General features: G+C 71.6%; 16 protein-coding genes. 8 read left to right on the forward strand and 8 right to left on the reverse strand.

Translation table 11 applies throughout. The features are described 5' to 3' along the window. Positions 1–137 precede the first annotated feature (137 nt). The 3 genes from ABZX02_RS18895 to ABZX02_RS18905 all read right to left on the reverse strand — a co-directional run bounded on the left by ABZX02_RS18895 (position 138) and on the right by ABZX02_RS18905 (position 3,214). A complete protein-coding gene (locus ABZX02_RS18895) occupies positions 138–1,376 on the reverse strand; it encodes a tetratricopeptide repeat protein (protein ID WP_355299763.1) in 1,239 nt (412 codons plus the stop codon). A gap of 267 nt (positions 1,377–1,643) precedes the next feature. After that, a complete protein-coding gene (locus tag ABZX02_RS18900) occupies positions 1,644–2,564 on the reverse strand; it encodes an ArsR family transcriptional regulator (RefSeq protein WP_355299764.1) in 921 nt (306 codons plus the stop codon). A gap of 95 nt (positions 2,565–2,659) precedes the next feature. Then, positions 2,660–3,214 carry a TetR/AcrR family transcriptional regulator gene (locus tag ABZX02_RS18905; protein ID WP_355299766.1) on the reverse strand — a complete coding sequence of 185 codons (555 nt, stop codon included), beginning with the start codon at positions 3,212–3,214 and terminating at the stop codon, positions 2,660–2,662. An 83-nt stretch (positions 3,215–3,297) separates the two neighbouring features. Here ABZX02_RS18905 and ABZX02_RS18910 point away from each other — a divergent pair, with 83 nt between their 5' ends. Next, complete coding sequence (locus tag ABZX02_RS18910) at positions 3,298–4,671, forward strand: MFS transporter (RefSeq protein WP_355299768.1); 1,374 nt, start codon at positions 3,298–3,300, stop codon at positions 4,669–4,671. Here the strand turns inward: ABZX02_RS18910 and ABZX02_RS18915 are convergent. After that, positions 4,616–4,780, reverse strand: coding sequence for a hypothetical protein (locus ABZX02_RS18915; protein WP_355299770.1), 165 nt, complete (start codon positions 4,778–4,780; stop codon positions 4,616–4,618). The two genes, ABZX02_RS18910 and ABZX02_RS18915, sit on opposite strands and share 56 nt — an antisense overlap. A 19-nt stretch (positions 4,781–4,799) precedes the next feature. On the opposite strand from ABZX02_RS18915, the gene ABZX02_RS18920 reads away from it, so the two are divergent. The 4 genes from ABZX02_RS18920 (at position 4,800) to ABZX02_RS18935 (ending at position 12,249) form a co-directional block, all read left to right on the forward strand. Next, positions 4,800–5,411, forward strand: a complete 612-nt coding sequence (locus tag ABZX02_RS18920; protein ID WP_355299772.1) for a hypothetical protein — start codon at positions 4,800–4,802, stop codon at positions 5,409–5,411. Positions 5,412–5,529: 118 nt separating this feature from the next. Continuing rightward, a complete protein-coding gene (locus ABZX02_RS18925; RefSeq protein WP_355299774.1) occupies positions 5,530–8,079 on the forward strand; it encodes a glycoside hydrolase family 97 catalytic domain-containing protein in 2,550 nt (849 codons plus the stop codon). Beyond that, complete coding sequence (locus tag ABZX02_RS18930; RefSeq protein ID WP_355299776.1) at positions 8,073–10,937, forward strand: discoidin domain-containing protein; 2,865 nt, start codon at positions 8,073–8,075, stop codon at positions 10,935–10,937. The genes ABZX02_RS18925 and ABZX02_RS18930 overlap by 7 nt, the downstream gene beginning before the upstream one ends. Positions 10,938–11,820: 883 nt before the next feature. Beyond that, complete coding sequence (locus tag ABZX02_RS18935; protein WP_355299858.1) at positions 11,821–12,249, forward strand: DUF2185 domain-containing protein; 429 nt, start codon at positions 11,821–11,823, stop codon at positions 12,247–12,249. Here the strand turns inward: ABZX02_RS18935 and ABZX02_RS18940 are convergent. Then, positions 12,246–12,737, reverse strand: a complete 492-nt coding sequence (locus ABZX02_RS18940) for a metallophosphoesterase family protein (RefSeq protein WP_355299778.1) — start codon at positions 12,735–12,737, stop codon at positions 12,246–12,248. The two genes, ABZX02_RS18935 and ABZX02_RS18940, sit on opposite strands and share 4 nt — an antisense overlap. Before the next feature lie 477 nt (positions 12,738–13,214). Here ABZX02_RS18940 and ABZX02_RS18945 point away from each other — a divergent pair, with 477 nt between their 5' ends. Next, positions 13,215–14,015 (forward strand): Ku protein, encoded by an 801-nt coding sequence (locus ABZX02_RS18945; RefSeq protein ID WP_355299780.1) that lies wholly within the window; start codon positions 13,215–13,217, stop codon positions 14,013–14,015. Here the strand turns inward: ABZX02_RS18945 and ABZX02_RS18950 are convergent. Then, positions 14,008–14,652: a serine/threonine protein phosphatase gene (locus tag ABZX02_RS18950; RefSeq protein ID WP_355299781.1), complete on the reverse strand. Its 645-nt coding sequence runs from the start codon at positions 14,650–14,652 to the stop codon at positions 14,008–14,010. The two genes, ABZX02_RS18945 and ABZX02_RS18950, sit on opposite strands and share 8 nt — an antisense overlap. 70 nt (positions 14,653–14,722) lie before the next feature. Further along, positions 14,723–15,661 (reverse strand): WYL domain-containing protein, encoded by a 939-nt coding sequence (locus ABZX02_RS18955; RefSeq protein ID WP_355299783.1) that lies wholly within the window; start codon positions 15,659–15,661, stop codon positions 14,723–14,725. Positions 15,662–15,704: 43 nt separating this feature from the next. Here ABZX02_RS18955 and ABZX02_RS18960 point away from each other — a divergent pair, with 43 nt between their 5' ends. Together ABZX02_RS18960 and ABZX02_RS18965 are read left to right on the forward strand one after the other, a co-directional pair. Further along, positions 15,705–16,781 carry an epoxide hydrolase family protein gene (locus tag ABZX02_RS18960; RefSeq protein ID WP_355299785.1) on the forward strand — a complete coding sequence of 359 codons (1,077 nt, stop codon included), beginning with the start codon at positions 15,705–15,707 and terminating at the stop codon, positions 16,779–16,781. Positions 16,782–16,875: 94 nt separating this feature from the next. Beyond that, entirely contained in the window at positions 16,876–19,446 is a 2,571-nt protein-coding gene (locus ABZX02_RS18965) for a BTAD domain-containing putative transcriptional regulator (protein WP_355299786.1), read from the forward strand. A 44-nt stretch (positions 19,447–19,490) separates the two neighbouring features. Here the strand turns inward: ABZX02_RS18965 and ABZX02_RS18970 are convergent, their stop codons facing one another. Beyond that, positions 19,491–21,038 (reverse strand): PQQ-binding-like beta-propeller repeat protein, encoded by a 1,548-nt coding sequence (locus ABZX02_RS18970; protein WP_355299788.1) that lies wholly within the window; start codon positions 21,036–21,038, stop codon positions 19,491–19,493. Positions 21,039–21,079 lie beyond the last annotated feature (41 nt).

Here is a 21,079-nt window from a genome sequence, read left to right on the forward strand (position 1 = left end):
GCACACCAAGCCCCCCAACGGAAGCCCGACCACAACCCCTGTGGACAACTCACAAGCCTGTGGACAGAGCGGGAACCAAATCGGCACTCCGCGCGTTGCGTCAGGAGGAATCGCGCGGGGGAGCGGCAGGCCGAGCCTCAGCCCACCGCACAAGTGGCGCCAGGCACGTCCCGCCCGACCGACCCAGCCACCACCGACGAGGTCGGATCGATGCGCTGCGACACCACGTAGTCCTCAGCGGCCTCAGCCACCCGCCCCAGCCGCTCCAACACGAACCCGCGAAGGTAGGCAGCGCGCGCGGCACCCCACCCGCCCAACGCGATCCCCCGCCCGTACGCCTCGAGCGCAGCCTCCAACCGCCCGCACGCGGCCAGCGAGTCCCCCTGCAACGCCCAGGTCCGGTCGTCCCCGGGACTGAGCTCGACCAGCTCGTCGGCATACCCCACGGCCCGCTGCGACAGCCCCACCGCGAGGTGCGTCCGCACGAGGAACGAGTACAACGCGTACGCCTCGTCGGCCCACGCCAACCGGTCCATCGCCGCCGACGGCGCCAGCGACGTCAACGACTCCACCGCCCGCCCCAGCAACCGGTGCGTCTCGACGATGTCGCGCCGCACGAACGGCACCGCGGCAATCGCCCGGTGCAACCGCGCCCGCCCCAGCAGCCCGGCGAAGCCGTGCTGCGGCAACTCGGACGACGCCTTGGTCGCCAACGCCGCCGCAGCCTGCATGGAGGTCGAGTCGGCACCGCGCGCGGCGTTGCGAAACACCACGAACAGCGCCAGCTCACGCCGCGTCTCCGCCGGCAGCAACCCGGACCGCGCGCCACGCAACGCCATCGCCTCCACGGCCGACGCCGGCAGATGACACCGCAACACGGCCAACTGCTCCATCGCCAGGTCAGGCGACAGCACGTGCTTGCGTGGGTCGATCACGCTCAACCCGATCACCGCGGCAGCACCCTGCGGATATCCCAGACGCAACAACAGATCGCACGCCACCCGCCGGTCGGCCACGCGCGACGCGGCCAGCGAGCGCTCGTGCACGCGCCACCACAACTCGGAGGCGAGGTCCACCGGAAACGTCGTCATGTCCGGCCCCACACCATCGAGCCGCCCCCAACTAGCCGCGGTCAGCAAGCGCAGCTGAGCCGACGGCGGCGGCTCGAACCGCGGCACCGACGCCGACTCCCCCGCCACGAACGCGCGCGCAATGGCGTGGGTGATGCGGGCGTGCAGCGACGAGGTCCGCACGGGCGCGGCCAGGCCGGCGTAGACCGGGCAGGCGACGGGGACGTCGGCGGTGCGCAGGGCGCGCAGCCTGGCGGCCAGGGCGCGGGGGCTCGAGTCGGTGCGGTACCGCGGCATTGCGGTCATGCCGGCCTCCCTCGGGGTCGGTTCGGCAGCCCGGCCACGCCGGGACTGTTCAGCGCTCCCGGCGTGGCCGGGACCGTTCAGCACTACCGGCCGCACCGGGACCGTTCAGCACTCCCGGACCGTCGACCGGGTTCCGGCCGTGCGGGGTCCATCCAGCGGTGCAGCCACACCGCGACCGTCGAGCTCAGCGCGGCTGGACCGTTCACCACACCCGGCACCGCTGGGGACGGGTTCAGCGACCCCGCCGCACCGGACGCCCACACCGGGTCAATTCAGCAACTCCCACCCGCGACGCGTCAGCCGGTGCCGCACCGACCTCCCGTTGCGATGCGTCGACACGAACCCGGCCGTCCGCAACGCGGTCGCGTGCTGTGACGCCGTCGGCAAACTGATGCCCACGTGCTTGGCGAGTTCCGTCGTGGTGCGCTCGGACGTCAACGCCCGCAACACGAGCGTCCGCGTCCGTCCCAGCGCCGGCTCCAGGCTCGCGCCGCTCGCCTGCGGTGCCGTGACCGGGTAGAACAGCAGCGGTTGCGGTTCGGCGAACATCGACACCGCTGGGCGGGTCAGGCCGTTCAGCACCGGCACGATGAGCATTCCGGTGCCGCGCAACGAGATCTCGGTGTCCCAGCCCAGTTCCACGTGCAGGGCGGGTGAGGTCCACGAGATCGCGGGGTGCAGGCCGCCGAGCAGGTCGCCGAGGCCTCGGCCGACTGCTTGGGACGAGCGCAGGCGCACCTCAGCGTCAAACGCCTGCATGGTCTGGGACCACTGGGATCCGAGCAGCTCGCGGAAACCCGCGCGCAGTGCGGCGCGCAGGTCCTGGCGGGCCGTCGGGGTGCCCGCCGCGAACGAGCGGAGCCACGGTGAGGTCGTGCCGAGCATGCCGGCGATCTGGTCGCGGACCCGGACACCGGGCACGTCCAGGACCTGGCGCACGGCCTCGTCGAAGTCGGGGCGGGCGGAGTTGAAGAAGTCCGGGATGAAGCGGCCCGGTCTGACCAGTTCGGCCAGGGGGCGGATGTGCGGCAGGAGCAGGCGGTCCCAGGTGCCGCTGTGCACCGTGAACACCAGCTCGTACATGGGCAGTGGTGCGGCGGCGAACCGGGTTCGCGCCAGGTCTTCCAGCTCGAACAGAATGGTCAACCCTCTGCCCTTGGGCACGGGTTCGGACATGACGATCGGCATTTGCTTCCCCCCGGAGTGCAACCACTTCCGACGGTACGCAGAATTCGTTGTCCGGTGTCAGAGTTGTTCCGGTTGACAACGTTCAGTGGACAAAGTCAGACGAGCGGGCCGGTCTGCTCGGTGAGCTTCAGCAGCAGGTCACGGGTGTGTTCGCGCTCCTCGGCGGACTCCTGGCCGCGCCAGAGGAGATCGGCCAGCGTCACCCCATCGAGTGCACGGGAAATGAGATCGGCGCGTTGTGGGTGGAGGCCGTCTGAATCGGTTTGCTGCCGCCAGCGGGTCGCGGCGACGTCGAGGCGCTGCTGCAGTTCCGGAACGCCGAGGAGGGCCGTGACGACGGACGGGTGGGACCACAGGTCGTCGGGCTCGAACGTCGCCCGGATGTGCGCGCGGGTCCAGCGGCCCGGGGTGTCCTCCGGTTCGAGGAGGCGCTCGACGGTCGCGTCGTAGTGGTCGAACCACTCCTCGATCAGGCCGACGATCAGCGCCTGCTTGCTGCGGAAGTGGTGCAGCAGGCCGCCCTTCGAGACGCCTGCCTCCTTCGCCACGGCGTCGAGGCTGACGTTCGGGCCTTGCTCGATCAACGCGCGCGCGGCGGCGGCGAGCACCTCACGGCGGGTGCGGGGTGCGTTGCGCTGCTCTCCGGGCATGGTGATCAACCTATCGTTTGCTTAACCGACCGTCTGGACGGTACGTTAGATTACAGACCACTTGGTCAGCTAAGGGAGTTGTGATGCGGAAGTGGGCGGCACTGGGCGTGCTCGCGCTCGCTTTGTTGTTGATCGCCGTCGACGGCACGGTGCTGGCTCTCGCGATCCCGGCATTGCAGCAGGACCTGGCGCCATCGGCGGCCGAGGTGCTGTGGATCGGGGACATCTACTCGTTCGTGCTCGGCGGCCTGCTCGTCACGATGGGCACGCTCGGCGACCGGATCGGCCGCAAGAAGCTGCTGCTGACGGGCGCGTTCGGGTTCGGGCTCGCCTCGCTGCTGGCCGCGTTCGCGCCGTCGGCGGGCTGGCTGATCGTGGCCCGCGCGCTGCTCGGCGTGGCCGGGGCGACGATCATGCCGTCGACGTTGTCGATCATCCGCAACCTGTTCACCGACCCCGCCGAGCGCACGCGGGCGGTGGCGGTCTGGGCGGCGACGGCCACGGCCGGTGCCGCGCTCGGGCCACTCGTCGGGGGTGCCCTGCTGGAGCACTTCTGGTGGGGCTCGGTCTTCGTCATCAACCTGCCGGTGATGGCGGCGCTGCTCGTGTTCGGCGCGTGGTGGCTGCCGGAGTCGCGCGACCCCGATCCCGGCCCGTTCGACCTCGTCTCGGCCGCGCTGTCCGCGGTCGGCGTGGTGCCGCTGGTCTACGCGGTCAAGGAGGTCGCGCTCGGTGGGCCGAGCTGGACCGCGCTCGCGGCCGGGCTCGTCGGTGTGGCGGGGCTGTGGCTGTTCGTGCGCCGGCAGCAGACCTCGCGGCACCCGATGATCGACGTGGCGCTGTTCCGCGCGCCCGCGTTCAGCGGCGCCGTGGGCGCCAGCATGATCGCGATCTTCGCGTTGACCGGGCTGGTGTTCTTCCTGTCGCAGTACTTCCAGAACGTGCTGGGGTACTCGCCGCTCGAGGCGGGCCTGCGGGAGCTGCCGCTGGGGCTCGCGGGAGTGCTCGTCGTCGCGGCGATCGGGCCCGTCACGCGGCTGCTCGGACGAGGCCGGGCCATCGCGGCGGGACTGCTGGCGAGCGCGGGCGGACTGGTGATCGTCGGGCTCTGGTCGACCTACGGGGCGATCGCGGTGGCTCTGGTGATCATCGGCGCCGGTGTGGGGCTGGCGTTGACGCTCACCACGGACGCCGTGGTCTCGGCGGTGCCCGCGGACAAGGCGGGCGCGGCGTCGGCGGTGTCGGAGACCGCCTACGAGCTGGGCGCGGCGCTGGGCATCGCGGTGCTCGGGACGGTGCTGTCCGCGTGGGCGGCGACCGGCACGTTCACCGAGGCGATGCAGGGCACCGCGATGGTGGCGGCCGTGCTGCTCGCCGTGGCGTCCTATGTGGCCTACCGGCTCATTCCGAACGGGGAGCGGACGCCTCGGCCAGCCGTTCGTGCAGACGCTCCCTGATCTGCTCGGGGGTGTAGGCGGCGCGGCGGCGCTGGTTGCGGGCAGCGACCACGCCGCTCGCCGCGACACCCGCGAATGCGGCCAGTCCGATCACCTTCCACAGCTTCATGTGCCTAGGCTACTGGGCCATGGCGACAACACTGGACAGAGCCGTGGAGATGACCCGCACCGGCGACGTGTGGGTGTTCCGCGGGCGCAGTGCGGCGGACCGGGCGATCCAGGCCATGACGAACAGCCCGGTCAACCACGTCGGCATGGCGATCGTGCTGGACGACCTGCCGCCGCTGATGTGGCACGCCGAGCTCGGCAAGTCCCTCAAGGACATGTGGAGCGGCACCCACCAGCGCGGCGCCCAGCTGCACGACCTGCGCGACGCGGTGGTGACGTGGCACGACAAGTACGGGCAGCGGGCCTGGATCCGGCAGCTCGACCACGAGGTGACGCGCGAGATGGAGGACGCGGCGCTGCGCACGGTCGCGCGCCTCGACGGCACGCCGTTCCCCTCCACCGCCAAGCTGGCCTCGCGCTGGCTGCGCGGGCGGGTGCCGCTCGGCCCCAGGGCGAACGCGAGCATCGAGAGCGCGTTCTGCGCGGAGATCGTGGCCGTGACGTACGAGGAGATGGGGCTGCTGCCCAAGCGCAGGCCCAACTGGTACGACCCGGGCCGCTTCTGGAGCGGTGACGACCTGGAGCTGCTCGACGGCGCGAAGCTCAGCGACGAGGTCGTGGTCATCGTGTGAGCGTTTGCGGGCAGAGGGATACCTCTGTCCGCAAAGCGACTGATAACTATCAGCCACTTGACCGGGCGCGGACGGCCCCAACACGATGGGAGCGGTCTCACCCCGGGAGCTGACAACGATGTCACGACTGCTCGTCCTCGTGCTCGCCCTGCTGTTGCCCGCCGCACCCGCTGTCGCCGCACCGGCCGGCTGGACCGTCACCGGTCCGGGCCAGGTCGCCGCGACACTTGATCTGACCAGCGGAAATCTGACCCTGGCGGTGAGCAGGCAGGGCAGAACCGTGCTCCAGCCCGCGGCCGTCGGCCTCACCACGACGACCGCGGACCTCACGAAGGACCTGACCTTCACCGGACGCGCTGACCGCGTTGTCACCGAGCGCTACACGATGCCGACCGGCAAGCGGACGCAGCGCTCGGCCCGCATGACCGAGTCCAGGTTCGGCTTCCGCACCGCCGCGGGGAGCTTCGACCTGGTCGTGCGCGTCTCGGCGGACGGCGTCGCGTACCGCTACGTGCTGCCCGGCCCGGCGACGGTGACCGGTGAGGCGTCGAGCTTCCGCGTGCCGGCCGACTCGGCGGCGTGGCTGTTGCCCTACAACGCCTGGTACGAGGCCAACCGCGTGCGGACGACCGCGGGTGAGGCCACCGGCGACTTCGGCTACCCCACGCTGCTGCGCACCGGCCAGGACTACGCGCTGCTCACCGAGTCCGATGTGGATGGACGGTACTCGGGCAGCAGGCTGCGCAAGAGCGGCAACGGTTTCCAGGTCGTGCTGGCCGACACGCAGGTCGCCTCGACCGGGACCACCCCGTGGCGCACCGCGATCGTCGGCGACCTCGCCACCGTCGGCACCTCCACGCTCGTGGACGACCTCGCCTCCCCCGCGAAGGTCGCCGACCAGAGCTGGATCGAGCCGGGCAAGGTCGCGTGGTCGTGGCTGAGCGAGCACGCCAGCCCGGGCGACTTCGCCCGGCAGAAGCAGTACGTGGACTTCGCCGCGCGCAACGGCTGGGAGTACACGCTGGTCGACGAAGGCTGGAGCAGCGCGTGGGTACCGGAACTCATCCGGTACGCCCGCGCACGGGGTGTCGAGATCCTGCTCTGGCTGCGCTGGAGCGATCTCGACACGCAGCAGGAACGCGACACCGTGCTGCCCAGGATCAAGCAGTGGGGCGCGAAGGGCGTGAAGCTCGACTTCATGGAGTCCGACTCGCAGGACCGCTACCGCTGGTACGACGCGGTGCTGCAGAAGACGGCCGACCTGAAGCTCATGGTCAACTTCCACGGCTCCACCATCCCGCACGGCCTCGCCCGCACCTGGCCGCACGTGCTCACGATGGAGGCCGTGCGCGGCGCCGAGAACTACCCGCCCGCCGCCAACAACCCCGTGCAGTTCTTCACCCGCAACGTCGCCGGCTCGATGGACTACACGCCCGTGTCGCTGGAGGTCGGCACGAAGGAGGCGTCGATCGCGCACGAGGTCGCGCTGCCGGTCGTCTACGAGTCGGGCTGGACGCACTTCGCGGACATGCCCGAAGCCTACGAACGGCACCCGGAAGCGTTGCGCTACCTCAACCAGATCCCCACGGTCTGGGACGAGACCCGGTTGCTCGACGGCGATCCGGACTCGCACGCCGTGGTCGCGCGCCGCAACGGCGACCGGTGGTTCGTCGGCGGCATCGCCACCCAGGACCGCACCCTCGAGGCACCGCTGGGCTTCCTCGGCGGCGGGCAGTGGCTGGTCGAGACCGTGCGCGATCCCGCCATCCGCGCCGACGTCGTCCGCGACACCCAGGTCCTGCGCAACACAGCCACGCTGTCGATGCCGACCAGGCGCAACGGTGGCTTCGCGGCGGTCATCTGCCGCTACCGCCCCGGTCTGCAGACGTGCGACCGGCCGATCAGCCAGGTCCCGAACACCACGCTGACCGTCACGCCCAGCGGCACCACCGACACGCCGCCGGGCTCGGCGATCGACATCGGCGGCACGTTCACCAACGGGGACAGGGAGATCCGGGACGTGAAGCTGACCGCGGTGGCTCCCGAGGGCTGGTCGCTCACGGGCGCCGCGATCGAGCGAGCCAGGCTCGCGCCGGGTGAGTCGATCAGCGGGGCGTGGCGGCTCACCGCCGGCGCCGGGGTCGGCCCGGTGGACCTGCCGGTCGTCGCCACGTTCGGCGGCGTGCACGTCGAGCAGGCCGTCAAAGCCTTCGTACCGCCGCCCGCACCGGCGAACGGCGCGCAGGTCAGCGCCCTGCCGTTCATGAGCGAGACCAACGGCTGGGGTCCCGTCGAGCGCGACAGGTCCAACGGCGAGAACGTCGCCGGCGACGGCGCCGCGTTGTCGATCGGCGGCGTCACGTACGCGACGGGGCTCGGCACCCACGCGCCGTCCGAGGTCTCCGTGTACCTCGGGAAGTCCTGCGAGCGGCTCACCGCGAAGATCGGCCTCGACGACGAGACCACCGAGACCGGCTCGGTCGCGTTCCAGGTCTTCGGCGACGACAAACCGTTGTACGACAGCGGGATCATCCGGACCAAGTCCGCCGCGGTGCCGATCGACGTCGACGTGAGCGGCGTGCGGATGCTCAGCCTCCGCGTCACCGACGGCGGCGACGGCCGCAACTTCGACCACGCCGACTGGGCGGAGGCAGCCCTGACATGCTGATCAACCGCAGGACGTTCCTCGCCGCCACAGGTGTGCTGGCGGTCGCGCCGAAAGTCTCGGTCGCCCAGCTGAAGGACACCTACTACGAGGTGCTCCTCAGGCACACGAGGTGGGCCGAGACGCAGTACGACGCCACGGCCGGGCGGTACCGTCGCACGGACTTCGGGTTCGCCGTCGTGCTCGGCAACGCCGTGCTGCTCACCCGCGGCACGTACGACGCGGCACTGGCCGGCGTGGAGAAGGACGTCCTGCGGGCCCACACCCTCGCGACGATCGAGCACTTCGCGGCGAGCAACCTGCTGGCGGGCGGCACCGAGTGGGGCAAGACCCTGTTCTGGGACACCACGTTCCAGTCGTACTTCGTCCTGGCCGCCCGCCTGCTCTGGCCGGACCTCGACGCGCGGACCCGGGCGAACGTCGAGGCGATCGCGCGCGGCCAGGCCGAGTACACGACGTCGCTCGGCACCGCGAACGACCCGCGTTCGGGCAGTTGGACACCGAACGGGCTCACCGGCGGCTACCGGGGCGACACGAAGCTCGAGGAGATGGGCGTCTACGCGCAGGCGCTCGCACCAGGCCTCGCCTGGCACGGCGACGGACCGGGCTGGCGCGAGGCGTTCGGCCGCTGGAGCCGCAACGAGGCCGGGCTGCCCGCCGCGGACCTCGCCAACCCGTCCGTTGTGGACGGTGCGCCGATCTCGGCGAACACCGCGACGAACCTGCACGACACGTTCATCGTGGAGAACCACGGCTCGTTCGGCCCGCACTACCAGGAGGAGCTCTGGCGCACCTCGGGCCGCAACGCCGTGCACTTCCTGCTCGCCGGCAGGCCGCTGCCGGAGGTGCTGACCCGGCAGCCGAACGGGGAGCTGTTGTGGCGCACCATCCTCGCCACGATGAGCGACGCCGGCGAGCCGTTGATGCCGATGGTCAACGACCGCGAGCACCTCTACGGCCGCGACGTCATCCCGCTGGCCTTCCGCTCCACGGTGCTGCGCGACCCGATGGCCGCCCGCGCCGAAGCAGCGCTCGCGGCGCGGTTGCTCGCCTACCAGGCCCATCCGCCGGTGCACCGGCTGGCGAAGTTCTCCGGTGAGGCCAAGTACGAGCCGGAGGCGCGGGCCGAGCTCGCGATCAGCTACCTGCTGCACGAGCTGCGCCCGCCCGCGTCCCCCGTGTCCGAACAGGAGTTCTTCCGCCGCGCGTCGATGACGGTCGACCACGGCGCCGACCCCGGCCTGCTGACGCACCAGTCGGCGGCCGCGTGGGCGGGCACGGTGACCAAGCCGGGCTTCACGAAGCTCGCCTGGCAGCCGGCGCACGACGACTGGCTGTTCAAGATCAGCGGCTCGACCCCGATGCTGCTGCCGCCCGCCGCCGTCACCGGCCGCACCACCGTGGCGTACCAGGCGGTCCGCGACGGTTTCGACGCCACCGCGAGCCTGCTGCGGTTCGCGGACGGGTTCGCCGGCACCGCCACCCTGCCGACCGGCACGGTCGTGTGCGCGCTCCCCCGCCCCGGCCGCGTCGACGTGCACAACCTCGCGCTGGCCGGATTCCTCACGGGCGCGCGCACCTACACCGGCTCGGCGGGTCGCGTCACGATCCGGGCGCGCGAGGGCTTCCGCGTCGACGAGCTGACGTTCCCGGCGACGACCGCGCGGTACGTCCGCATGATCGGCGTGACACCCCACGCCACCTACGGTTACTCGGTGTTCGACTTCGAGGCGGGCCGGGCGGTGGCGACCACGGCGTCGTCGTACGACCCCGGCTACGAGCCCGCGAAGGCGACCGACGGCGACCCGGCCACGCGCTGGGCGGTCGCCCGCGCCGACCGCGGCCGCGCGGACAGCTGGCTCGCCGTCGACCTGGGCGCCGCCACGACCGTGGACCGCGTGCGCCTGCGCTGGGAGACGGCCGCCGCGGTGGCGTACCGGATCGAGACGTCCCCGGACGGCACGACGTGGACCACCGCCGCCTCCTACCCGAGGCCGGACCTCAGCACGCCGGGCTGGCTCGACGTCGACGGCAGGGCCGGGTTCGTGGCGCGGTCGGCCGACCCGATCACCGTGCACGGCGACACGATCACCGTGCCGGCCGGGCTCGTGGAGGGCTACGTCCGCGCCGATCTGCGCGCGATCGCGGCGCAACCGGTGCCCCGGTGCCCCGACGGGGTGCGCGCGAGCACCGCGGACGGGTACCTCAGCGTCTTCAACCTGACCGGCGCGGACGTCACCGGAACCGTTCACCTGCCCGGCACCCGCCTGTACCGCGGCACGCAGGTCACCACCCGCGACGGCGTCGACTACGCGCTCTCCCTTCCCGCGGCCACGGCACGGGTCGAGGCGCCGTGGTTCACCGCGCGCGGGATCCCGCCGGGCATCACCGCCGAGGTGCACGACGGGCAGCGCGTCACGTTCCGCGGCGGCCCGGCGATGTTCGTGCTGGTCCACCGCGACGGCCGGAGCGTCCCCGTCGCGCTGGGCAGGGCCGCCCGCACGGTGAGCGTGCCGGGCGCGCGCCCGTTCCCGTTCGCCGACCTCGCACTCGGCCGCGTCACGTTCCCGAACTCCGTGCTGCCGCCCGGGATGAGCGATCCGGCCGCGGCGGTGGACGGCGACGAGCGCACCGCGTGGACGCCGGGACGGGACGGGCGGATGGTCGTGGACCTCGGCGCGGTGCACGAGATCGGGGACGTGAGTCTGAAGTGGACGAACGGGAACGTGCCGCCGCACTCCGTGGCGCACAGCGTGGACGGCAAGTCCTACGGGGCGGGCACTTCCGCGCGGTACGTGGCCGTGTCGACGCAGTGGCGGCCGGGCCACGCGTCGCTGCGCGCCGTCGTGGTGACACGATGACGGCATGGAGCTCCTGGGGACCGCGTCCTTCCCGTCCGGTGATCTGCTGCTGATCGACTTCGGGCTGCTCAGGATCTGGTCGGGCGAGCGGCCCCCGCTGCTGGAGGAGGGGGACGCGCCCGACCACGTCGTCGAACGGGCGAACGCGGCCGCGGACTTCGAGGTCGTCGGCCCGCAGGCGGCGGAAGCCGTGCGGGCACTGGACTTCGGCGCGCTCCAGGGCCGGTACGCGTTCGACCTGTCGCCCGACGGCGAGCCCGTGGCGTCGGCGCTGGCCGCGACCGGGCTCGACGCGGAGCTGCGCGAACTCCCGCGCATGCCGCACGCCGCGCGCGTCCGGGCGCTGCTCGAGGACCACCCGGACGGCACCGAAGTGCAGTTCCACGGCATCTGGGCGGTGGCGGCGCGCGGCCTGCCGACGGGTCCGCTGCGCGTGCTGGGCGAGCGCATGCGGGACGAGTACGCCGACAACTGGCACTCCGTGTGGGTCGAGTGCGCGGAAGGCGAGGTCGCCTCGTCGGTCGAGTGCGGGCACGTGCTCGTGGACAAGGCACGGCTGCTGTTCGCCGACGCCACCGCGCTCACCGCCTGGACCAGCGACGAGCCGTCCGACGGCCTGTTCGACCTCGCGTTCTGGGGCCGCGACGCCGACGAGGTGGCCGCGCGCGTCTCGGTGCCCCCGACGGCGACGGACGGCGAACGGGGCTGGAGCGACCTGACCTGGCCCGAGGTCTCGACGCTGGGCGAGGAACTGGAGGCGCTGCGATCGTCCGGACTGAAGTTCGCCTCCGACTTCCGCCCGCACGACGACCACTTCGCGATCCTGGGCCAGATGCGCTCCAGCACGACCGAGGCCGGCACGATCGAGGTCGGCGGCGCGGCGATGACCGGCTTTTTCACCTCGTGGGGCGACGGCGCGTTCCCGGTCCACCGCGACCTCGCCGCCGACGGCACGCTGCTGCGGATCCGCGTCGAGCTCGGCTCCCCGGAGACCGTGGAGCGGCAACGCAGGTTCGACCGGCTGTGGTCCGGTGACCTGGCGAAGGCGGCCGTCGTCTCGGCACGGGTGGCACGCGACGGCGCGCCGGTCGGCTGGCTGTACCGCGAGGAGCCCGAGGTGGAGCACGACAGCGGCTGGCGGGTGTTCGCGGGCGACGAGACGCCGGACTACGCGGACGACCCGGACAAGGCCGTCCTGATCCCGCTGCGCGAACTGATCTACGCGGACGCCGTGCTGGAACCGCTGTTCGACGAGGCACCCGGCGCGGCCTTCGAACGGGTGGAGGACGGCTTCGCCCGCGTCACCCGCTAGGTGACCGGCACGATCAGGGCGTCGAGGAGCACGCCGTCCTCGACGTCCAGCAACCCGATCGTCCCCTGCGGCTGACGCCTCTTGTCGGTCGGCGAACCGGGGTTGAACACCCGAACGCCGTCCTCCTGCTCGTCCCACGGGATGTGCGAGTGTCCGAACACGACAAGCCGAGCCGCGGGGAACCGGCGCCGCATCCGCGCCATCCGCCCGGCCTTCTGCCCGCTGTCGTGGATCATCGCGAACGGCAGTCCCGCGATCTCGGACTCGACCACGTCCGGCGCACCCCAGGCGACCACGTCCGGCCCGTCGTTGTTGCCGCACACGGCGATCACGGGCGCGTACTGGGCCAGCTCGTCGAGCACGGGTGCGACGCACACGTCTCCGCCGTGCAGGATCAGGTCGGCTGACCGCAGATGCTCGGCCACGGCCGGTGGGCACCGCTTCCAGAACCTCGGCGCGTGGGTGTCGGACAGGACCACGACTCTCACGGCGCGATGGTAGCGAGCGACGTCCGGCAAGCCGAAGGCGAGCGCCCCCAGGCTCCAACGCAATGCCGAAGGCGAGCCACCCACGCCCCAGCGCAATGCCGAAGGCGAGGCGTGAGACCTTCGTTGTCGGGCAAGCGGTAACGGTGACGTGCCCTCCCAACCCGACCACGCACGATGGCGATTGGGGCTTGACTTTGGGTGCGAGACGCTACCCTCGCACGGATCGGCCGGGCTCTTTTCAGCCCGGCTTTTGAAAGGCCGACCAGCGTCTCGCAAGGGCCCCGAAGTCAAGCCCCAATCGCTATCGACGCGTCAGCGGCGATGAAACGACCCGGCTCGTCCCGGTCTGAGCAACCCCGACGCAAGGTGACAGGACGCACGGCACTCGCCCACCCCGCTGGAACGCAACGCGACAACGCAAGCCGACCCCGCGTCCCAAGGTGACTAACTCACCCCAACCCGGGGTACCTGACCTGCATGGCAAGGGCAATCTGGAGCGGCTCCGTCAGCTTCGGCCTGGTGAGCATCCCGGTCGAGCTCTACAGCGCCACCGAAGACCACACGGTCCACTTCAACCAGTTCCAACGAGGCACCTCCGATCGAATCCGCTACAAACGCGTCAACGAACGCACCGGCCGCGAGGTCCCGTTCGACAAGATCGTCAAAGGCCACGAGACGTCCAACGGCGAGTACGTCCTGATAGAACCCGAAGAACTGGACGAGATCGCCCCAGGCCGCAGCCGCACCCTCGACATCGAGGCCTTCGTCGACATCGCCGAGATCGACCCGGTCCACTTCCAGAAGACGTACTGGCTGGGCCCGGCCAAGCCGGAGTTCTCCCGCCCGTACCTGCTCCTCGCCCAGGCCATGAAGAAGACCAACCGGGCCGGCATCGCCCTGTTCGTCATGCGCGGCAAGCAGTACCTGACCGCGCTCACCGAGGACAACGGCATTCTCGCCGTGCACACGCTGTTCTTCGCCGACGAGATCCGCAAGCCGAAGGACGTCCTGGACGTCACGCCCGAGGGTCGCGCGCCACGTGGCAAGGAGCTCGACATGGCGGTGTCGCTGGTCGAGTCCATGGCCGACGACTGGCGGCCCAAGGACTACCGCGACACCTACACCGAGCGGGTCACCAAGCTCATCAAGGCCAAGCAGAAGGGGCGCAAGGTCAAGGTCGAGGACGAGCCCGTGGCGGACACCGGTGTCGTCGACCTCATGGACGCCCTGCAGCGCAGCGTCGAGGCGAGCAAGAAGAAGCGCCGCAAGGTCAGCTGACGACCAAAGCCGTCGCGTTGTCGGTGCCACGGCCGTAGAGCGCCGCACGCACCAGGCGGTCTGCTGAGGCGTGGCCGGACATGATCGCCCTCATGCCGTCGTAGCCCAACGGGCCGTAGACGCCGTCGGACACGAGAGCGAGCCGGGAGGCGCGTGCGGTCGCACGGCCTATGTTCGCCAACGTCGCGTGGCGCACTGTGTTGGTGACGACGTGCTCCATGCGTGGTTGGGCGTGGGTGCCGCGTTCGCGGAAGTACTCGGCGACGGTGTGGTCGGTGGTGAGCTGGACGAGGTCCGTGCCGTCGGAGGCGTACGCACGGGCGTCGCCCGCCCAGGCGATGTCGAAGCCGCCCTCGGGGCGTGCGGTGGCCACGACGATCACGGCGTCGCCGGTGTGGACCTGGAGGGCGTCGCGGGCGGCGAGGATCGCGGACACCGGGTCGGTCAGCAGAGAGGCGGCGCGGGCGGCTGCCCAGGCGGCTTCGGCGGCGCTCGCGGCGTCGCCCACCCCGTCGGCGACGACGAAGGTGCGGCGGTGCGCGGCGAAGGCGTCGGCGTTGTACGTGCGTGGTCCACGGTCCGTCGCGTGGGTCACGGTCAGCGCGGTGCCGAGTGGCACGGTGTGTTCGATCAGCATGGCGGACCTCCCTGACCTCCACTAAGCCCGGCGCGCCTAGGAGTCTGCTGTCAGGACCCTGAGAAAATCTCTAGAACTTCGCCGCCCTGCGAAACCGGTCCGCTGCCCGGAGCAGCGCGGCGGACAGTTCCGGCGGGGAGACGACCTCGAACTCGGTCGTGATGCTCGCGAGCATGAACACCACGTCGTCCATCGTCTCGCCTCCGACGCGCACGTGGCACGAGGTTTCGTCCACAGCCGAAACCTCGCCGTAGCTGTGCCACTCCACGGCCTCGGCGGCGGGCACGTTCAGTCGCACCACGCCCTGGACCGGCCACCGGTCGGCGACACGGGCCGCCACGAACGCGCCCGCGTCGCCGCCCGGGACCTCACGCGGTGTGAAGCGTGCACCGAACGGGGTGCGGACGCTCATCCGATCGAGCCGAAATGTCCGCCAGTCCTCGCGCCGCACGTCCCACGCGACCAGGTACCAGCGCCGGCCCCACGTCACCAGGCGGTGCGGCTCGGCCTCGCGCTCGGACTCCTGCCCCGCGTGCCCGACGTAGCCGAACCGGATCCGCTGCCGGTCGCGGCACGCCGTGCCGACGAGCGTCAGCAGCGCGGAGTCGACCGACGGCGGAGCAGACGTGTGCGGAACCGTCGCGATCTCCAGGGCCGCGACCCGGTGGCGCAGCGCGGACGGCAGCACCTGCTCGACCTTGAGCAACGCGCGCACGGCCGTCTCTCCGATGTTCTCGATGCCGGAAGCGGTACGCAGCCCCACGGCCACAGCGACGGCCTCGTCGTCGTCGAGCAGCAACGGCGGCAACTGCGCTCCAGAACCGAGGCGGTAGCCACCGCCGGACGTGCCCATCGACGCGTGCACCGGGTAGTCCAGCGAACGAAGCCTGTCGACATCGCGCCGCACGGTGCGTGTGGTGACGTCGAGCCGTTCCGCAAGTTCCGCACCGGACCACTCACGGCGCGACTGCAGCAGACCAAGCAATTTCAACAAACGAGCAGAAGACACTGTAGGACCATAACTGTCCTACAGCCGAAATACCGTCTTCACCATGAAGCCGTTCGAGATCGCCATCCCCCAATCAGAGATCGACGACCTGCACCGCCGCCTCGACCACACCCGCTGGCCGGTGGACCCCGAGGGAGCGGGCTGGGCGCAGGGCGTCCCGCAGCCGCGCCTCCGGGAACTGGTACAGCACTGGCGCGACTTCGACTGGCGCGAGACGGAACGGCGGCTCAACAAGATCCCGCAGTTCGTCACCGAGATCGACGGCACGCCGCTGCACTTCCTGCACGTCCCCAGCGCGAACCCGGCCGCCCGGCCGCTGCTGCTCTCGCACGGCTGGCCCACGACGTGCTTCGCGTTCGAGCAGATGATCGAACCGCTCAGCCGCGACTTCCACCTCGTGATCCCGTCGGTGCCGGGCTTCGGCCTGTCCGGCCCCACCACCGAGCTCGGCTGGACCATCCCCCGGGTCGCGGACATGATCGCCGAACTGATGCGGCGGCTCGGCTACGGCACCTACCTCGCGCACGGCTACGACTACGGCGCCATGCTCACCCGCCAGCTCGGCCTGCGCGACGAGGTGACGGCCGTCCACGTCAACCAGATCTTCTCCGCCGGCGTCACCCAGGAGACCGCCGACATGGAGGTCGAGGCGGAACGGAGGTCCGTGGAGAAGGCGTTCCGGTACGAGTTCGAGCAGTTCGGCTACGTGGCGATGCAGAGCACGCGGCCGCAGTCGGTCGCGCACGCGCTCACGGACTCGCCTGTCGCGCAGCTCGAGTGGATCGAGTGGGCGTTCCACACGTGGAGCGACCCCGAGATCGGGGTACCCCTCGACGCGCTGCTGACGACCGCGTCGCTCTTCTGGTTCACCCGGACCGCGGGCTCGTCGGCGCGGTACTACCAGGAGGGGGACGAGACGTGGGGCGAGCTGGAGCCGATGTCGACGACACCGACGTCGGTCGCGGTGTTCCCGCACGACGTGGGCGTGCCGATCCGGCGGATGGCCGAGCGCAACCACACCATCGTGCGGTGGACGGACATGCCGCGGGGCGGCCACTTCGCGGCGATGGAGGTGCCGGAGCTCATGGTGCGGGAACTGCGGGAAGCATTCCTCGTGTGAGGACGGCATGACCGCGGGGAGTCGCCTTCCCGAGGGCACCGCGTCCCCGCACGGACGCGGTGCCCTCGCCGCCGGAGCGGATACGGTGATCACCGTGCGGTACACGGTCTTCGGCGCGACCGAGTTCGGTCCGACGCGTCTCGGCGCCCTGCTCGGCGTGCTGCTCGCCGACGCGGGTCGGGTGGTCACCGCCGAGGAGCTGGTCGAACGGGTGCTGGGCGACGACCCGCCGACCCGTGCCCGCGCGATGATGCAGACCTGGCTGACGCGGCTGCGGCAGACGTTGCCGGGCCTGGTCGAACGCGACCGCGACGGGTACGTGCTGCGGGTCGACCCGCTGGAGGTCGATCTGCACCTGTTCCGGCACCTGGTGCGCACTGGGAAGACCGCGCAGGCGCTGGACCTCGTGCGCGGCGAGCTGCTGTCTACACTGGACACACCGTGGGCCAGGCAGCTGCGCGCGGACTTCGCGGAGGAACTGCTCGCCGCCCGCCTCGGTCACGTCGACGAACGGCTGTCCCGGGGTGACCGCGCCCAGCTCGTGCCCGAGCTGCAGGCCCTCGCGACCGAACGGCCGCTGGACGAGCGCGTCGCGGCCCAGCTGATCGAGGCGTTGCACGGCAGCGGACGCGCGCAGGAGGCGTTGCGGCACTTCGAGGTCCTGCGCGCCAGGCTCGCCGACGAGCTCGGCGCCGAACCGTCGCGGCACCTCACCGCGCTGCACCGGCGGCTGCAGGCGGCCTCGGCCCCGCGCCAGCTGCCGGCCGCGCCCAAGCCGTTCACCGGCCGGGCGCTCGAACTGGCCGAGCTGGACCAGGCGCCGAACGGTGTCGTGGTGATCACCGGCACCGGCGGCGTCGGCAAGACCTCGCTCGCCGTGCACTGGGCGCACCGGGCCGCCGAACGATTCCCGGACGGCCAGCTCTACGTGAACCTGCACGGGTTCGGGCCGAGCGGCGCGGCGGTGAGCCCGGGAGACGCGCTGCTGCGGTTCCTCGCGGCGCTCGACGTGCCGCGCGCGCAGGTGCCGCACGACCTGGCGGGTCAGTCGGCGTTGCTGCGGGACGCGCTCGCGGACAAGCGGGTGCTCATGCTGCTGGACAACGCGACCGACGCCGAGCAGGTCGAACCGCTGCTGCCGCGCACACCGCACGCGCACGTCGTGATCACGAGCCGCACGTCGCTGAAACCGGCCCACGCCCGGGCCCTGGCGCTCGGACTGCTGCCCCCGGAGGACGCCCGCGCGTTGCTCGCCGCCCGCATCGGGCACGACCGCGCGCAGGCCGAACCGGACGCGGTCGACACCGTGGTGCGGCGCTGTGCCCGGCTGCCGCTCGCCCTCGCGGTGGCGGGCGCGCGGGCGGCGACGCACCCGGAGTTCCCGCTGGCGGCACTGGCCGACGAGCTCGCGGACCTCGACGCGTTCGCCGACGACGATGACGTCACCGCGGACCTGCGCTCGGTCTTCTCCCACTCCTGCAGGGCGTTGAGCCCCGCGGCGTTGCGGCTCTTCCGGTTGCTGGGCCTCATGCCGGGCTCGGACATCGGCCTCGCGGGCGCCGCGTCGCTCGCCGGACTGGACCTCGACGAGACCGGGGCGCTGCTCGCCGAGCTGGCGACGGCGAACCTGATCGACGAACCGGAGCCCGGCCGGTTCACCTGTCACGACCTGCTGCGCGACTACGCCGCCGAGCTCGCGCTGGCGGGCGAACGCGACGCGGCGCTGCACCGGTTGCTCGACCACCTGGCGCTGACGGCGGTCGAGGCGGGCGTCGCGTTCACGCCCAACCGCCACCGCCCGGCAACACCGGACCCGGCGCCCGGTGTGGTGGTCCTGCGGTTCGCCACGCACGAGGAGGCGCTGACGTGGCTGATGACCGAGCACCCGGCGCTGATGGCGGCCATGCCGCACGGCAGCCCGGCCCAGACGTGGCTCATGGGCTGGTCGCTCGCCGACGTGCTGGACCGGCAGGCCCGCTACCGGGACCTCCTGACGTCCCAGCAACTCGCGGTCGCCGCCGTCGAGCGGCTCGACGACACCGACGGCCTGGGCCGCACGCTGATCAACCTCGGCCGCAGCCTGAGCCGCGTGCGCCGGCCGGAGGAGGCGACCGCGGCGCTGCACCGGGCGTTCGACGTCTACGACGGCAACCCGGCGGGCCAGGCGGGCGTGCTGCTCAACATCGCGATGCTCTGCCCGGACGAGCGGATCGGCGAGGCGGTGGAGCACACGCGGCGCGGGCTCGCGCTGTTCGAGGAGTGCGGTGACGCCTACGGCCAGGCCAACGCGCTCACCGGACTCGCCTGGGGCCACGCCAAACTCGGCCGGTACGCCGAGGCGGTCGAGTTCGCCGAACGCGCGATGCCGATGTGGCGGGAGATGGGCAACCTGATCGGCCAGGCCGAGGCGTGGGACAACCTCGGCACCGCCCACCTGGGGCTGGGCGAGCACGCGAAGGCCGCCGAGGCGTTCACGCACTCGGCGGAGCTGTTCCGGCAGTGCGGCGACCTCCCGCTCGAAGCCGGTTCCCGCGAACTGCTCGGCGACACCCACGCGGCCGCGGGCAACGCCGAGAAGGCCCGCGCGGCCTGGCGGGAGGCGGCCGAACTGCGCACGCGGGCGGGACTTCCGGCCGACCGCGTGCGCGGGAAACTGGGTCTGTGAACCGGGGAGGTGCCTGCTGAGCGCGGGCACCTCCCCGGCCACCGCTACAGCCCGAAGGCCAGCAGCACCGACCCGTGCGGGTTCGTGAACTCCGGGTAGTAACCGGACTGCACGAACACCATGCCGTCCGAGATCACCGCTCCCGAACCGGGTCCGGCCATCGTGCCGCCGCGCCCGGTGAGCCCGTTGACGCCGCGCACGTCCTGCACGGTGTCGTGGGTCCACAGGATCCGGCCCGTCTTGGCGTGGTACGCGCGGAACTTGCCGTCACCGGCGCCCAGCCAGACCACCCCCGGCGAGCTCGACACGGGCACGCCGTGCGCCCGCGCGCAGTTCGGCTGGCCCACCGCACCGCCCGTCGAGCACCCGTCCGCCGGCGCCGGGGTCTGCCACAGCACCTGGCCGGTGGCCGGGTCGAGCGCGAACAACGTGCCGGGATCGGCGTAGTACGTGGCGATGTAGAGCCGCTTGCCGTCGTAGCTCGATCCCCACTGGATACCCGAGATGCCACCGCTGGGCAGCGGCACGCCGAGCTGGCGGCGCCACACGACCTGCCCCGTCGCGGCGTCGAACACGTGGTAGACACCGGACTTCTGCCCGACGCCGACGAGCTGCCTGCCGTTGACGGTGAACAGGTTCGGCGTGGCCCCGATGTCGTAGTCGAGGTTGGTGCCGTCCTTGAGCCCCGGGCAGTAGCCCTCCGCGTCAGGCGTGTTGCAGGCGTCGCGCCACGTGTCGGCGTCGGTGACCTGGTTGGTCCACCTCACCGCGCCGGTGCGGGCGTCGAGCGCCAGCAGCGAGTCGAACTCGCCGCCCTTGCCCGTGTAGTTCTGGCCCGTGCCGACGTAGAGCGTGCCGGTCCTGCGGTCGATCACCGGCGAGCTCCACACCCCGGCGCCGGACGGCTCGAACCGCTTGGCCCCGTTGGGCCACGTGCCGACCTCGACGGGTTCCGGCACCGTGTAGTGGCGCCAGACGAGCGCGCCCGTGTCGATGTCGTAGGCGTCGATGTGCCCGCGGAACGTGCAGCAGGCGTGCGTGATCGGCAGGGTGTTCTCGCCGCTGGACGTGCCCACGTACACCAGTCCGTTGTGGACGATCGGCGAACTGGTGGTCTGCGAGGCGATGCCGTCGTCGAGCTGCACCTGCCACTTCAGCCGACCGGTGCGCTGGTCCAGGGCGAAGAGCCGGCTCGCGCTGTCGCCGAAGAAGACCTTGCCCTCGGCGACGGTCGGGCCGTCGGAGTTGTACGCGTACCGGGGCGCGGGCGGGAGCGTGAACTCCCACCTCGCACCACCCGTGCGCGCGTTGCGTGCGTAGAACTTGCCGTCGGGGCCACCGAAGTAGACCGTGTCCCCCACGACGGCGGGCTGGCTGCGGACTCCGTTGAAGTCGCCCTTGGGGTACGCGAACGCCCACTTCAGCTTGAGCTTGCTCGCGTTGCCCGCGTCGATGCGCCATTCCGCGGCCTGGTGCCGCGACCCGTTGAGGTCCTTCTGCCAACCGGACCAGTCACCGTTCGCACGAGCGGTGGCCGGGGACGCGGTCAGCACGACCAGCGCCGCGGTGAGCAGCGCAGTTGTTCTGAGCATGGAATTTCCCCCTTCCGCCACCCAGCCTGGCAGTGGCGGAA

The sequence above is a fragment of the Lentzea sp. NPDC003310 genome, from assembly GCF_040610935.1.
Classification (GTDB): Bacteria; Actinomycetota; Actinomycetes; order Mycobacteriales; family Pseudonocardiaceae; genus Lentzea.